General features: G+C 37.5%; 9 protein-coding genes. 2 read left to right on the forward strand and 7 right to left on the reverse strand.

Translation table 11 applies throughout. The annotated features are described in order from the left end of the window. Positions 1-218: 218 nt before the first annotated feature. The 4 genes from nifJ to JIV24_RS17350 form a co-directional block, all read right to left on the reverse strand. The gene (gene nifJ / locus JIV24_RS17335) at positions 219-3,758 is read right to left on the reverse strand and encodes a pyruvate:ferredoxin (flavodoxin) oxidoreductase (protein ID WP_200466336.1); all 3,540 of its coding nucleotides are present in this window, start codon (positions 3,756-3,758) and stop codon (positions 219-221) included. Positions 3,759-3,943: 185 nt separating this feature from the next. Continuing rightward, positions 3,944-5,119: an ATP-binding protein gene (locus JIV24_RS17340; protein WP_200466337.1), complete on the reverse strand. Its 1,176-nt coding sequence runs from the start codon at positions 5,117-5,119 to the stop codon at positions 3,944-3,946. 435 nt (positions 5,120-5,554) lie between these two features. Further along, positions 5,555-7,906 carry a TonB-dependent receptor gene (locus JIV24_RS17345; protein WP_200466338.1) on the reverse strand — a complete coding sequence of 784 codons (2,352 nt, stop codon included), beginning with the start codon at positions 7,904-7,906 and terminating at the stop codon, positions 5,555-5,557. Between the two features lie 132 nt (positions 7,907-8,038). Beyond that, positions 8,039-9,127, reverse strand: a complete 1,089-nt coding sequence (locus JIV24_RS17350; RefSeq protein ID WP_200466339.1) for a helix-turn-helix domain-containing protein — start codon at positions 9,125-9,127, stop codon at positions 8,039-8,041. Between the two features lie 171 nt (positions 9,128-9,298). Here JIV24_RS17350 and JIV24_RS17355 point away from each other — a divergent pair, with 171 nt between their 5' ends. Both JIV24_RS17355 and aqpZ read left to right on the forward strand, forming a co-directional pair. Further along, positions 9,299-11,881 carry a beta-mannosidase gene (locus JIV24_RS17355; RefSeq protein ID WP_200466340.1) on the forward strand — a complete coding sequence of 861 codons (2,583 nt, stop codon included), beginning with the start codon at positions 9,299-9,301 and terminating at the stop codon, positions 11,879-11,881. Between the two features lie 455 nt (positions 11,882-12,336). Next, on the forward strand, positions 12,337-13,026 hold the full coding sequence (aqpZ, locus tag JIV24_RS17360; protein ID WP_200466341.1) for an aquaporin Z: 690 nt from the start codon (positions 12,337-12,339) through the stop codon (positions 13,024-13,026). Between the two features lie 50 nt (positions 13,027-13,076). Here the strand turns inward: aqpZ and manA are convergent, their stop codons facing one another. The 3 genes from manA to JIV24_RS17375 form a co-directional block, all read right to left on the reverse strand. Continuing rightward, positions 13,077-14,045 carry a mannose-6-phosphate isomerase, class I gene (gene manA, locus JIV24_RS17365; protein ID WP_234445866.1) on the reverse strand — a complete coding sequence of 323 codons (969 nt, stop codon included), beginning with the start codon at positions 14,043-14,045 and terminating at the stop codon, positions 13,077-13,079. Positions 14,046-14,125: 80 nt separating this feature from the next. Next, positions 14,126-15,109 (reverse strand): LacI family DNA-binding transcriptional regulator, encoded by a 984-nt coding sequence (locus JIV24_RS17370; protein WP_200466342.1) that lies wholly within the window; start codon positions 15,107-15,109, stop codon positions 14,126-14,128. 103 nt (positions 15,110-15,212) lie between these two features. Beyond that, a complete protein-coding gene (locus tag JIV24_RS17375) occupies positions 15,213-16,145 on the reverse strand; it encodes a YitT family protein (protein ID WP_200466343.1) in 933 nt (310 codons plus the stop codon). Positions 16,146-16,353 lie beyond the last annotated feature (208 nt).

Genomic DNA, 16,353 nt, shown 5'->3' on the forward strand with positions numbered 1-16,353 from the left:
TAATTTCTTTTGCCTTTTTCTAACAAGAAGCTGACAATAATTGTTTTATAAATAAGACACAAAGGTCTTCTTTCATAACAAAACACCTAAAAAAGATACGCCCTTTAGAAAGTAAAATCAACTCCTTGGACGACACAGTACATTCATCACATAAAATTATCGCATAAAAAAGCCGCTCTCTTTCGAAAGCGGCTTCCATTATATCTGAATTGAATTGATTACTCAATCACTTCGTATTCCAAATCATTCAAACGCTTGTATGAGCTATAACGCCATTTAGCATTCTTCTCCGATTCTGCGAATAACACTTTCGCATCCTCAGGGAACGACTTAGCAAGAGCTGTATAACGAACCTCGTTCATTAAGAAGCTTTGGAATTTATCCCATTGTGGAGGCTTCGAGTCCAAAGTAAAAGGATTCTTACCTTCATTCTCCAACATCGGGTTGTAGCGGTATAAGTGCCAGTATCCACACTCAACAGCAGCTTTACCTTCAGCCTGAGTTTTACCCATACCAGTTTTTAAACCGTGAGCAATACATGGAGAATAAGCAATGATTAATGATGGTCCAGGATAAGCCTCAGCTTCTTTAAGCGCTTTGAAGTACTGTGCCTGGTTAGCACCCATAGAAACCTGAGCAACGTATACATAACCATACGTAGTAGCCATTAAACCAAGGTCTTTCTTACGAATACGCTTACCTGAAGCAGCAAATTTAGCAACAGCACCAACCGGAGTTGACTTAGACGACTGACCACCTGTGTTAGAGTATACCTCAGTATCCATTACCAAGATGTTTACATCTTCACCAGAAGCGATCACATGATCTAAACCACCATAACCGATGTCATAAGCCCATCCGTCACCACCAAAGATCCATACTGACTTCTTAGATAAGTAGTCTTTTAAAGCAAGGATTTCTTTAGCAACAGCATGTGACTCATTTTCAAGAGCAGCAACAACCGCTTTAGAAGCAGCAACATTATCGTTACCATTATCTTTAGTCTCAAACCACTTATCGAAAGCTGCTTTTGTTTCAGCATTAACTTCAGACATTGACTCAGTCATCTTACGCTCGATACGGTCACGTAGCTTCTTAACACCAGTAGCCATACCTAAACCAAACTCAGCGTTATCTTCGAATAATGAGTTAGCCCATGCAGGACCTTTACCTTCGCTATTGGCACGATAAGGCGTTGCAGGAGCCGAACCACCATAGATTGAAGAACAACCTGTAGCGTTAGCCACCATCATACGATCACCGAATAATTGCGTAATTAACTTGATGTATGGTGTTTCACCACAACCAGCACAAGCTCCTGAGAACTCAAATAAAGGCTGAGCAAACTGTGATGACTTAACGTTTTGTGATTTTGGCGTAATGTCATCCTTAATAGATACATTTTCAACCATATAATCCCAACGTGCAATTTCAGCTTGTTGCGAATCAAGAGGCTTCATTTCAAGAGCCTTCGTCTTAGCCGGACAAACATCGGCACAGTTACCACAACCAGTACAGTCTAATGCACTTACCTGGATACGATATTGCAAACCGTCAAATCCTTTACCATTGGCCTTTTTCGATGTGGTTCCTTCAGGAGCTCCAGCTAATTCTTTTTCGTCTAATAAGTATGGACGGATAGCTGCGTGAGGACAAACATAAGCACACTGGTTACACTGAATACAGTTATCAACATCCCACTCAGGAACATCAACAGCGATACCACGCTTCTCATACTCAGTAGTACCTGCAGGCAAAGTACCATCTTCGCGACCTTTGAAGATACTAACCGGAAGGTCATCACCTTTTTGAGCATTTACAGGGAATACGAAATCTTTGATAAACTGAGGCGCTTTCTCATTCGTTGGGAAAACAACTTCAGCAGCTTCGTTAGCCCAAGATGCAGGAATAGTAATTTCGTTTACATCACCACCTTTATCAACTGCTTCGTAGTTCATATTAACGATGTTCTCACCTTTCATACCGAAAGTTTTAACAATCGCTTTTTTCATTTGCTCTACAGCATCGGCATAAGGAATTACATTAGCAATCTTAAAGAAAGCAGACTGCATAATTGTATTGGTACGGTTACCTAATCCAATTTCTTTGGCAATGTGAGTAGCATCAATTGTATAGAACTTAATCTTGTGATCGGCGATATAACGCTTCACATAAGCTGGTAAATGACTTTCTAATTCTGCTTCAGACCATGAGCAGTTTAATAAGAAAGTACCACCATCTTTTAAGCCTTTAAGCATATCGTACATCTGCAAATAAGCAGGAACGTGACAGGCCACAAAATCAGGTGTATTTACCAAATAAGGCGAACGAATTGGCGTATCACCAAAACGTAAGTGAGAAATGGTAATACCACCCGACTTCTTAGAGTCATACGCAAAGTAAGCCTGAGCATACTTATCTGTGTTATCACCAATAATTTTAATTGAGTTCTTGTTAGCACCTACTGTACCATCAGAACCTAAACCATAGAATTTACCTTCGAAAGTACTTTCAGCTGCTAATGAGAATTCAGGTAATAATGGTAATGAAGTGTTTGATACATCATCAACAATACCAACAGTGAATTGATTCTTTGGTGCATCCTGCTTTAAGTTTTCGAAAACGCTCAACATCATAGCTGGCGTTGTATCTTTTGAAGAAAGACCATAACGACCACCAACAACAATAGGTGCATTTTCTTGCTCATAGAACAAGTCACGAATATCTAAGTATAATGGATCTCCGTTGGCTCCCGGCTCTTTAGTACGGTCAAGAACAGCAATTTTCTTAACTGACTTAGGGAATGCTTCGAAGAAATATTTAGCTGAGAATGGACGATACAAGTGTACAGCAATTAAACCAACTTTCTCGCCTTTAGCAGTTAAGTCGTCAATTACTTCTTTAATTGTATCAGTGATAGAACCCATTGCTACAATGATGTTCTCTGCATCAGCAGCACCATAGTAATCAAATGGACGATACTTACGACCTGTTACTTTGCTTAACTCATCCATGTACTCTGCTACCATATCAGGTAAAGCTTCATAGAATGGGTTAGCAGCCTCACGAGCCTGGAAATAAACATCAGGATTTTGAGCAGTACCACGTGTTACCGGGTGCTCTGGGCTTAATGCGTTATTACGGAATGCCTGAAGCGCTTCCTGATCCACTAAGCCTTCAATATCCTCATTTTCCAATACCTCAATCTTCTGAATTTCGTGAGAAGTACGAAATCCATCGAAGAAATGTAAGAAAGGCACACGTGATTTAATAGAGGTTAAGTGAGCTACTGCAGCCAAGTCCATAACTTCCTGTACCGAACCAGTCGCCAACATAGCAAAACCAGTCTGACGAGTAGACATCACATCTGAGTGATCACCAAAAATAGAAAGTGCCTGAGCAGCCAAACTACGAGCACTTACGTGAAATACACCTGGTAAAAGCTCACCGGCGATTTTGTACATGTTAGGAATCATCAATAATAATCCCTGAGATGCTGTAAATGTAGAAGTTAAAGCACCAGCCTGAAGAGAACCGTGAACAGCACCTGCTGCACCAGCCTCTGACTGCATTTCTTCTACTTTAACTGTCTCGCCGAAGATATTTTTTCTTCCGGCAGCAGCCCATTCATCCACATTTTCGGCCATGTTTGACGATGGCGTAATTGGGTAGATAGCAGCCACCTCACTGAACATATACGCGATATGTGCAGCGGCATGGTTACCATCACAGGTAATAAACTTTTTTTCTTTAGCCATTTTATATACTCCTAATAATTAATTGGTTATTATTCTAACAGACTGATAGACTTATAGATTTTCAGACTTTTGAAGCAAATTATATTTACTTATCAATATGTCCAGAATCTATTGGTCTTATCAATCATTTCATTTTCTATTGCTTATTACTTTACAAGTCTTTAATCTAATTGCTTATTTGTTTTTTAATACAAAAAGCCAAATAACCACAATGGTATCTGATTCTTATCGCCTACTTCAAGCATATGATGCGCCAGGTATTCATTATCATTAACTACTTTACCCGACATTTTGTCATCGCCAATATAAAACTCCAGCTGGTTATTAACCTTAAAATCACTCTTTTTAGACACATTTACCTGGTGGCGATATCCAACCTGATTTAAAAAGAAAGTACGATTCATATTTAACTGGCTCACCTCACCATGTGTTACGGAATAATACACATTCGGATTTTGAATATATATCTTCGAAGGTTTCTTTGCCGACTCGCTATCTTCGTAAAGCATATTAATCAGGCGCCCGTTTTTAAGGTAATTCAGATAATTCATTACCGTTGCTCTTGACGTTTCAATTTCCTGGCTTAATCGACTTACATTGGGGTGCAACGGAGCCGATTTTGCAATGGAATAGAGCAATTTACGCAATTTGGGCAAATACTTCAATTCTATTTGTTCGAGATAAGAAATATCAATTTCTAATATTAGGTTGATATTCTTAACTACATTTTCATGATAGTTGCGTTTTTCGAGAAAGAACGGATAGTAACCATGCTCAAGGTAATCATTAAAATAAGCCAACGGACGTACCCTGGAGCTTATTTCTGCACTTATTTGTTCATGATTTTTTAATATATCATCAAGAGTATAAGCCTCGAATTTGTTTTTTGTGGCCAGATTGAGGTGTTCTCGAAATGAGAAACCATCTAAGCGGTATACAGCTACACAATCTTTTAAATCAGGATTCTGATCCATTAATCGCATCACTGCCGAACCACTAAATACAATTTTTAAATCCTGAAAATTATCATAGCAGTATCGCAGTTCCTTTGACCACTCGGGATACTTATATACTTGATCGAGAATTAAGGTCTTCCCCCCTTTTTTCCGAAATTCATCAGCGAATGATATGATTGTTCGTTCGGTAAAATATAAGTTGTTCAAGTTGACATACAGACAACTTTTATCGTATCCAAAATTGGCTTTGGCAAAATCAAGCAGAAATGTTGTTTTGCCAACCCCACGTGCACCTTTAATGCCAATTAATCGATGATTCCAATCAATTTCATTCATCAATTCGCGACGAACTGGCGAACCAAGGTGCTCTAATAAATATCGATGTGTCTCAAAAAATGATTGCATTCTTTTAGATTATATCTACAAATCTAAAAGGATATTGCTAAAAATTGCAAACTCCACATTACAATTTTGACAAAGTACTGCTATTTAAATTTATTAAAAATAAACATAGCAACACTTTCATTTTCAATGTTAAATTGAAGAAATATTTCCATATTGAAAGTGGAAATATTTCTCTAATAGGCCTCAATCATTGTTTTAGTTATTCATTTTCTATACTTTATGCACTTCTTTAATTGGAATCACCAACACGAAACATGATGTATTTCATGAAAGCATCATACATTTATTACATCCATTTCTTTTGTAAAAAAAAGCCTTGCCAAAGTAATTTCTTTAGTATCACTATCATTGGGTGAATAATCACTAGTCATCTCTATAGCAAAAGGTCATTTCAACCTTAGCTAAAATGACCTTCATCCAAATATATTAAGCTCCTTAGAATTCTAATCGATAGCTGAAGAACGGATAAATCATTGTCATACCATGCGGTACCACCTTTTGCTGTTGAAAATCATAGGCCCAACCAAACATCTCTTCGGTCATCGTTATGTTTTTCGCTTGCAAAATGAGCACATGAGATACTTTGTTGCGGTTAATTCGATAATTAAAAGCCAAATCAACAAATAGCTTATTATCTTCCTGCCACTCAAAAGCACGTGATTCATCCAACACTACCATTTCTGATTCCTTAGAAAGGGTTTGGTCGGGTGGTGTAAATCGATTACCTCCCATGTAAGAAATCTTACCATTAATACTCAACAGGTTATTTTCCCGCACTTTCCACTCTTTCCCCCCGAGTAGGTTAAGCACCATGTTTCGGTTATACGATGTATTGCGCTCCACTCCATCGCCGCCTTTATACTTTGAATCAAAGAATGAACCTGTAAACATATAATAATAGCCATTTTTCATATAGCGCTCAATTGTCACATCAACACCTATATTGCTGCCTGTACCGTCATTTACTAAAGGATCGGTAAAATACATGTTCCACTCATAATTAATCAGCGACTCAGAACTACCATCTAACACAGGTACATCATACAACTTTTGATAGTAAGGTTCTATTTTAAGACTCATATTATCAGACACTCGCCAATCGTATGAAAATACAAAATGGTTGGCCTTGGTAACTTCCAGGTCGGGATTCAGATAAGCCCCCGATTCATTTTGTGCCAAATAAAATCGTAAAGGCTCTAAGCGGCTATGCTTTCCATAAGCCAGACTAAATGAATGTTTCGGGATAAATCGCCATGTTACGCCCAAGCGAGGCTCTGGAATAAGCTCTTCATTTAAACCAAAATAGGTAAAATTGATACCTGCATTTACATCAAAAGTTGGCGCTATACGAAACTTGCTTTGCGTATACGCTTGCATCATGTATGAATTATCGGTTTGGTTGGCGATTCGAACTAATTCATCTTCGACACCTGGATTAGGATTTCCTTGTATGTCCAGATCAAAACTCAAATTAGTATACGTCATACCGGTTCGATTAGTGTGTCGATTACCAAACTTATGATTCAAATACGAACTTACAATTAAGCGGTAGTTTTTTTCGCTATGATCAGCTATCGGAATCATGCTTCCATCACGCTGCAATTGGTCACTAACGTTGGTAAAACCATCATAAGCTCCAACAATAGATGAAAACAAATAGGTCTTTTGTCCAAAATTTAATCGATGATTAATACCTCCTGCAGCAATCTCGGAGCCTGTATCATATTCATTATTATCCCACGATGTCTCCCATTCATTTGGGTCTTCATCGGGCTCAAAAGCAACATTACTTTTACCACCAATACCCCAAATGGAGAAGGTACCAGCCTTTTGGGTTGGTAAATGGACTTTAAAGCTCAAATCCTGATAATTGGGCAGACCGACATCCATATCGGCCAATTGCCCTACCAATCCCATGGTTGAGTATCGATAATTAAACAAATAAGAAGCCTCACCACCATCTTTAAAAGGTCCTTCAGAACTTATGTCAATGCCCTGGCTCCCGATTTGAAATGCTGACTCACGCTGATCTCTATTCCCTTTTCTAAATTTCATATCAAACACTCCCGACATAGCATTACCATACTCAGCAGGGAAAGCACCTGTAAGGAAGTCTGAATTATCGAGCATATTAACGCTAAAAACAGTTTCGATACCACCTCCGTTATTTACTCCATTCAAATGATTAGGGACAGGTATTTCAACACCTTCTAATCGCCAAAGAATTCCTTTGGGTGCATTACCTCGTACTACAATGGCATTATCGTTAACACCTTCGGCCATTGAAACACCGGCAAAGGAACCAGCCAAACGCGAAGGATCATTCCAGCCACCGGCAAATCGCCCGGCTTCTTCAACTGTAAAAGACCGAGCCGACAAAGTGGCCATATTATTTTGTGCCTTATCTTTCCTTTGCTCAGGCTTAATCACAACTTCATTTAATTGCTGAAACGTCTCTTTTATTGCCACATTCAATACAATCTCTTTACCCGAACCTACTAACACCTCTGACAAAACTACTGGCTCATATCCTAAAAAGCTTATTTGAATAGTATAACGCCCCACAGGCACATCTTCAATCATAAAATGACCATCCATATCAGTTATGGTGCCCTTTTGTGGATGAGATTCTAAAACAATAACATTTACTCCTGGGATGCTAATTTCGGAGTCAGCATCAACTACTCTCCCTTTAATGGTTTGAACAGGCCCTTGCGCCATTGATTGAACAAAAGGAAACAAGGCACTATAAATACAAACCAATAATACGAACTTCACTTTTTCCATGTTTGCTATAGATTTAAACAGTACAGCAACAAAACTACAAGTACTAAGCTGAGTAAACGTTCAATATTATAAAACCGAACCTCCATATAAACACCTCATTATATGAATACTGTATACTCAAGAGGTCATTATTTATAAACCTGAACATTTTTTCTTGTATTCCGATGGTGTTTGCTCCGTCAATTTCTTAAAAGTGGTGTTAAATGATGTTTTGGAGCTAAATCCTGACTCAAATGCGACTCCTAAGATTGAGAGCTTGTTATTTTCTTTATCTGACAACATAAGCTTGGCCTTCTCAACCCTGAAGCGGTTAACAAATTGAAAGAAATTCTCATTGTAGCCCTGGTTAATAACGTATGATAACTGATGAGATGTAACACCTAACAATTCGGCCAGTTTAATTAAATTCAATTCACTGTTCAGATAAGGTTCATCGCGCATCATTAATTCATCCAACTGATATTTTAGCTCCTCCATCTGATTATCAGTCACAATCTGACGCTTTGGAACTTCTTCTATTTCTTCATTAATATCAATTACTTGCTGAACCATCACATTGTTCTTCGGAAATATCTCTTTTTGCTTTAACGAATTATAAGTAATGAACAGAACTACCAGCAATACCATCGCATTCATAAAAACATTTAGAGGCAATTCAAAAAATACTATATTAAATACGCCAACAATAAACACCAATGATATCATAGCCAATATAATATACTCCAGCCAATTCAGGTTAATCTCTTGCGTTGAAGAAGCAAATTGTTGAATATTGCTTTGATGTTTTCGTATTCTTATAAAGGATAAAGTGGTAAAAAGCAATGCATGAATCAAAACGAAAATCAATTGAAGCAAATACAAGTTAGCTGGCAGAAATTTATCAGAAATTAAAATCAGCAAATAAACAAAAGGTAAAATCAAAAAATTTGGAAGATCCTTTTTCAATTTATAAGCAGGCGTTGTAAAATGACACACACTGATAAAAAATAATAGTGGCGTAAAAAACTGAATAAATGCAACGACAAAAAAAGTACTTATTTGAATTTGCTCATTCGTTACTAATGAATACACTTCATCGAACCAATAAGACGCCCAAAGAAGCAAGAGCCAGCCGAACCATCGGTTGGCTTTTATATTAACTTTCATTGGATTGGTCACTAAAATAAATGAGAGCAATAGCAACGAACTAAAAACCAATACTTCAATCAGATTTAATATCATATAGTCAAACACTATTAATCATTATCAGGCTAAAGATACAAATATTAAGAATGCAGCCTTTTATTACAAACATTAGATATTAAGTCAGAATATGTCTATCTTTTTGGACATTAGTCTCCATTCAAAAAAATATCAAAATCGTAGTTTTACGGAACTAAACAATACACAATAATGAAAACACTAATTCATGCGATTTTTATAGCATTCACTCTTTTGTTAGTGACTGCTTGTTCGAACAGTAACAGTTCGACCTCATCAACTGTCATTCATTTAAATGATAATTGGAAATTTAGTGAAGCCAGTCAAAATGAATGGCTGTCGGCTAAAGTACCGGGCTGTATCCATACCGATCTGCTCAATCACGATTTGATAGACGACCCGTTTTATAGACTAAACGAACACGACTTGCAATGGATCGATAAAAACGATTGGGAATACAAAACCAGTTTCATTATCGATAAAAGCACATTTAGCAAGAACCGTATTAACATCACTTTTGGTGGACTTGATACATATGCCGATGTCTATTTAAATGATGAACTTATTCTGAAAGCAGATAATATGTTCAGAGGCTGGACATTGAACTGTAAAGAACACATTAAAGAAGGTGAAAACACATTACGTATTTATTTTCACTCACCTATAAAAGTTGGTTTAGAGCTATACGACAACTACCCATATGTGGTGCAATCTTCTGCCAATGATTTGGCTAAAATTGGAAAAGTACCTGGTGAAAAGTGGGTAAGTCCACACGTGCGGAAGGCACCTTATATGTTTGGATGGGACTGGGGCCCTCGCCTGGTTACTTCAGGCATTTGGGAACCTATTTCTATTAAAGCCTGGAATACGGCACGACTGGATAATATTCATACTATACAGAACCATATAACAGAACAATCGGCTCAGCTGACGTCGGTTTTTGAAGTTGAAGCAAATGAAGCCAACGATGCCACGCTTAGCATATCGATCGATGGAAACATTCTCACTTCAAAAAAGGTGAACCTCAAAAAAGGCACACACACTTACAATGTTGACTTTGAAATTGAAAACCCTGAGTTATGGTGGTCAAATGGATTGGGTGAAGCTCATCTTTACCAATTGAAAGGCGAATTACAAACTACTGCCGGAATTGAGACATTCAGCCACACACTTGGAATCAGAAGCATAGAGCTTGTAAGAGAGAATGATGAAGTAGGTCGTTCGTTTTACTTCAAACTAAACGGCAAACCTGTATTTATGAAAGGGGCCAATTACATTCCTAATGATGTATTTCTTGATAGAGTCTCACCTGAGAAATATGAACACATTATTAAATCAGCAGCCGATTGTCACTTTAACATGTTACGTGTATGGGGCGGTGGCATCTACGAAAAGGAGATTTTCTATGACCTATGTGATAAATATGGCATTTTGGTATGGCAGGATTTTATGTTTGCATGTAATATGTATCCTGGTCATCCTGAATTTCTTGAAAGTGTGAAGCACGAAGCAGAGTACAATGTACGACGTTTAAGAAATCATCCGAGTATTGCTTTATGGTGTGGTAATAATGAAATATTAGGTGCCTGGTTTGGTTGGGGCTGGAAAGAGAATAATGAAAAAGAGCAACCCCATGGTGCCAAAGCCATGTGGCAAGCGTATAAAGACATCTTTTTAGATGTGTTACCCAAGGCAGTTGAAGCACATGACCCTGCCAAACAATATTGGGCATCAAGTCCACAAGCTGGCGATACTATTAAAACAAACAAGATAGATGGCGACGACCACGATTGGCGCATCTGGTTTCGAGATGTTCCTTTTATTACTTATCACGATGGAGCTGCACGCTTTGTAAGTGAATATGGTTTTCAATCATTCCCTGAACTAAAGACAATTAAGAAGTATACCATTCCGGAAGATTACGACATTAATTCGGAAGTAATGAAATCGCATCAGCGATCATTTATTGGTAATGGGGCCATCAAACGTTATATGGATAACTACTATCGTAATCCTAAAGATTTTGAATCATTCTTATATGTAGGGTTATTACTTCAGGCCGAAGGCATCAGAACAGGTATCGAAGGACATCGCATAAACATGCCAACTACCATGGGAAGCCTATATTGGCAATTGAATGATGTGTGGCCAGCTGCATCGTGGTCAAGCATCGATTACTTTGGCAACTGGAAAGCACTGCAATATTTCACTCGAAAGGCTTTTTCACCAATAATAGCAGTGCCCGATACAAAAACAGATGATTTATTAATCTACTGTGTTTCGGACAACTTTGATGATAAACAAGGTCGATTAGAACTTGAGATAGTAGATTTTGAGGGAAACAAACTCTGGTCTTATCAGGATGAAGTAAAGGTAAAAGCTAATACTTCCAGTATCATCTTTAAAAAGCCTCTAAAGGAATTACTAAAAGGCATAAACACAACAAATGCTGTATTATCAACAAAACTTTTTGCTGAAGGTGAGCTAGTCTACTCGACTACCAGCTATTTTAAAGAGCCAATGGAATTAAACTTACCATCACCAAAGCTGAAGGTGCTCACTAAAAAAACTGACGTAGGTTACGAAATATCCATCTCAACCGACATGTTAGCCAAAAATGTATATTTAAGTTTCGATGAGGCCGAAGGTTGGTATTCTAATAATTATTTCGACCTATTACCGGGAGAAACGAAAACAATTATTTTTGAGACTGAAGAAAACATCGAAGATTATACTAGTAAGTTAGTAGTCCGCACCCTGAATGACACCTATTAGTTTATAAAAATAGAGGCATAAAAAAAGCGAGGTTCTTCATACATTGAAGAACCTCGCTTTTTATAATCATTGCTTATCGCTTCAACACTCTAAAAATAGCTTTATCGTTATTCGACTGCAGTTCCACCAAATATACACCTTGTGCATTGGCAATCGCAAAACTGATATTATCAGAAGCTCCAAATACTTGTTAGTGAACAATTGCACCTGTTAACCCTCTAACCTTACAAGCTCATCACTATCTTGGTCATTAATAACAATATTTGCGCCTCACTAGAGAGTATATTAAAAAGTAGGTTATAAAATGAGAGCAATTTAGACTTATATGCTACTATAGGCAGTATTTGAATCTAGCATAAAATATTTCATAATATTTCTTTTGAGATGTGTTAATACTGGAAATATTAACAATAAGGTCATAAATTGCTTCTCATAATTAATCAAACACTTAAACTATGAAGAAGTTAGTAGCAGAATTTTTTGGAACAATGTGGCTGGTTATAGGCGGTTGTGGCAGTGCTGTATTAGCAGCTGGCTACCCCGAACTAGGCATTGGATTTGTTGGTGTTTCTATTGCTTTTGGACTAACCGTAGTAACCATGGCCTATGCCATTGGGCACATATCTGGTTGTCATCTCAACCCGGCTGTCACCATTGGTTTATGGGCCGGTGGGCGATTTGATACCAAAGAAATTGTTCCATACATTATTTCACAAGTGCTTGGAGCAACAATTGGTGCAACCATTCTTTACTTAATTGCAAGTGGCAAGTCAGGTTTTGAATTGGGTGGTTTTGCAGCCAATGGTTTTGGAGAGCATTCACCTGACGGTTACAGTATGATAGCCGTATTAATATGTGAGGTGGTGATGACTTTTATGTTTTTAATTGTGATTTTAGGTGCCACACACTCTAAAGCTCCTAAAGGGTTTGCCGGATTAGCCATCGGTTTGGCATTGACTTTAATTCATCTTATTAGCATACCCGTCAGCAACACTTCTGTTAACCCGGCACGAAGCACCAGCCAGGCGATTTTTGTTGGCGATTGGGCCATGGGGCAATTGTGGCTGTTCTGGGTAGCTCCAATAGTAGGTGCTATATTAGCAGGATACGTATATAAATACCTTTCGCCAGACACAGAGGATTAGAAAGTAGTAGCCCCAAAGCAAAACTACTTTGGGGCTTTCTTAATTATATATTAGATATATACTTCCAATAACCTGGCTGATTCTGACTGGAGAGATACATTTTTTATGGAAGCAGGTATTAATACAGCTTCCATCTCGTTCAGGTCGACACTACCTTTTTCTGTTTCGATAGCACACTTGCCTCCAACGTTCATCATTATCACAAAAGAATCCAATGCTGAATAATCTTTTTTAACCACTCCATTAACATTCAATGCATTGGTTGTGAAATATTGACAAGTTGCAATTTCAACAGACTCATTGTTCTTTGCCTGATATGCTACTTTACCGGATCCATCATCATTAAAATTCATGGCATCCATAGCCAGCTCATGGTGTAATTCGCGTGGATTACCGAATTTATCGCGACGATCGAAATCATAAATACGGTAGGTTATATCAGATGTCTGCTGAATTTCGGCAATTAAATTTCCACTCCCGATAGAATGAACTTTACCAGCCGGAATAAAAAATGAATCACCCTCAGCTGTTTTGTGCCTCGCCATCAGCTCCATCAACCTGCCTGATTTATGATAATCTTCAAACTCAACAGCGTCAGTCTTTTTACTGAATCCGGAAATCAAAGCTGCGTCTTTTTCATTATCTATCACATACCACATCTCCGTTTTGCCAAATGAGTTATGCTTTTCCTTAGCCAATGTATCATCAGGATGCACCTGAATGGACAAATCATCATTAGCATCAATATACTTGATTAGCAGCGGAAAATTGGTTCCAAATTGCTCGTACACCTTGCTACCTAATAAATCGGCTTTGTAAGTTTCAATTAGCTCTATCATATTTTTACCAGCCAAAGCACCATTGCTCACAACCGATAAATCATTTTTAAGCCCCGAAACCGCAAAGTTTTCGCCAATTTTAACACCTTCTTTACCTTCAATATTTAATTTTTGAGGAATTTTTTGTCCTCCCCAAATCATTTCTTTGAGGATAGGTTCAAACTTTAATGGATGTAACATTTTTATTATTGTTTATATGTTATTTTCTATACCGATATGATGTCAATTCTACTATATCGTTTGAGTAATTAATTTAAATTCTAGCGCTCAATAATGGTTGTCGAAAGACATATAGCTTCTTGCAAATTCTTGCCTTCTATCTGCGCAATTAACATATTTACACAGTTCCTTGCTATTTCTTCACCAGGTTGCAATGCCGAAATTACTTTTGGCTGCACATAATCAAATACATCTATATTATCAAAACTGGCAAAAAGTACTTTATCCAACAACTGCGGATAATATCTATTAAACACCCAAATACCTTCAGTTGCCAATACGTTATTTAGAAAAAATATACCATTAACAGGCCGGCTCAAATTCATTAGTGTATCAATCCCTGACTTAATAGTGGCTCTTATATCATTAATATTGGCTTCCACTATCAATTCCATATCAGTAATCAATTTATTATCCTGCAAAGCCTTTTTGTAACCATCTATTCGTTGTTTGATGTTAGGCAAAAACGCTTTTAGAGTTACCACCCCCACTCTATTACAACCTCGCTCAAAGAGTTTCTGCGTTAATTGATAAGCCGATTCTTCGTTATTGATTGTAATATTTGCAGTTCGAAAATTGGGCATTTGCCTATCGAAAGTCACAAACGGAAAATTAGGAGTATTTTTAATCATATCGACTGACGACGGTGCAATAATCACTCCATCTATCTGTCTATTATGAAATGAATTAATAATTTTTTGCTCTTTCTCTGGCTTTTCATCGGTACTGGCCATCATCACTGAATAGCCTTTTTCTTCAGCATAGTGCTCAACCAGTCGTGCAATACGACTAAAAAATGGATTTGAGATATCGGGCACTACAAAACCAATCGTATAAGAACGCCCTGTGCTTAAACTCCGCGCCAGATGGTTAGGCTGATAATTTAAACGAAGTGCAGTATCTAACACCCGCTTTTGCGTATCGGCACTAATGTTTTTTTCATCACCACGCCCGTTTAACACAAACGAAACAGTTGTTTTTGATACGCCAGATTGCTCGGCTATGATTTTTATAGATGCCTTCACTAAAAATTACTAAACCGGTTTAGGTGCAAATATAAAGAAGATATTTGACAAAAAAAGCGCCTCAAGTTTGAGGCGCTTTTTCTAAAGTATCATTATTCGATATTTAATGAGCAGCACTATCTGTGTCAATGGACTTAAATCCTTCACCTAACACCTGACTACTATCCATCACATTTACAAATGCTTTCGGATCAATCTTTGAAATATGGCTCAAAAGTATTTGTGATTCGCGACGAGTAATCGTTGTATAAATTACCTTGCGCTCAACTCCTTCATACATCCCCATTCCTGTAAACATAGTGCCGCCTCTTTTTACATTATTAAGAAGCTTTTCCTGTATCTCGTCAGCTCTTTCAGATATGATAAACAGTGTTTTATTCACTTTCATACCATCAATAACCATGTCAATAATCTTCCCTTCGATAAAGATAACAACCCACGAATAAATTGGTAAGGTCCAATCAATTCCTCTAAAACTAAACTCACCACCTTCCTGAGGCATAAAAATCGTCAGCATAGTGATAGTACCATCGACAATCATTACCAGTTTACCCAATGACATATGAGTGTATTTATTCAGAATCATGGAAATAATATCTGAACCACCTGATGTAGCACGCGATTTAAAGATAAAGCCAATGGCCACACCATAAATTATACCAGAGATAATGGTATTCAACATCGGTTCATTTGGAATAAATGCATCATGCCCCCACACCGATGGCATTTCTAACACATAAACAAATCCCATGATGGCAAACGTACTTACCAGTGTTTTAATTCCGAATCGGGGTCCAAGAATTACTGTACCTAGTATTAATAATGGTATCTCCATAAATAACACCGAAGTACTAATATTCAATCCTGTAGTGTGGTACATAAAATTTGCAATTCCATAAACACCACCTGGAGCCAGCATATATGGGTTTACAAATAATACATCACCAATTGCAAACAAAAGGCTACCCACAAGGATGTATGAGTAGGCAACAAACCAGTCCTTTGATAAGAACTTTTCCTTAGTAACAAAAGCCATAACTTAATCTAAATTTTTGTGTTCATTCAAAAAATCGCGCAAAGGTCGACTCTTCTGTCAAAATGAGAAATGACAAAATTCATACTTTCAAAAAAAGCCCATCCTTTATTTGGATGAGCTTATATTTTAGATCACTAGCCTCCGAAAGTCGGAATTTTAAATAGCCCTCAGAATCCTATATTTTTGTTTCGACAAAAAAACTTAAATA

Origin of the sequence: Carboxylicivirga marina (assembly GCF_016612505.1) — a bacterium.
GTDB classification, from domain to species: domain Bacteria; phylum Bacteroidota; class Bacteroidia; order Bacteroidales; family Marinilabiliaceae; genus Carboxylicivirga; species Carboxylicivirga marina.

What these genes read in the sequence shown, in the direction of transcription:
- nifJ (WP_200466336.1), bottom strand. Translation starts at nt 3,758, where the DNA reads ATGGCTAAAGAAAAAAAGTTTATTACCTGTGATGGTAACCATGCCGCT.
- JIV24_RS17340 (WP_200466337.1), bottom strand. Translation starts at nt 5,119, where the DNA reads ATGCAATCATTTTTTGAGACACATCGATATTTATTAGAGCACCTTGGT.
- JIV24_RS17345 (WP_200466338.1), bottom strand. Translation starts at nt 7,906, where the DNA reads ATGGAAAAAGTGAAGTTCGTATTATTGGTTTGTATTTATAGTGCCTTG.
- JIV24_RS17350 (WP_200466339.1), bottom strand. Translation starts at nt 9,127, where the DNA reads ATGATATTAAATCTGATTGAAGTATTGGTTTTTAGTTCGTTGCTATTG.
- JIV24_RS17355 (WP_200466340.1), top strand. Translation starts at nt 9,299, where the DNA reads ATGAAAACACTAATTCATGCGATTTTTATAGCATTCACTCTTTTGTTA.
- aqpZ (WP_200466341.1), top strand. Translation starts at nt 12,337, where the DNA reads ATGAAGAAGTTAGTAGCAGAATTTTTTGGAACAATGTGGCTGGTTATA.
- manA (WP_234445866.1), bottom strand. Translation starts at nt 14,045, where the DNA reads ATGTTACATCCATTAAAGTTTGAACCTATCCTCAAAGAAATGATTTGG.
- JIV24_RS17375 (WP_200466343.1), bottom strand. Translation starts at nt 16,145, where the DNA reads ATGGCTTTTGTTACTAAGGAAAAGTTCTTATCAAAGGACTGGTTTGTT.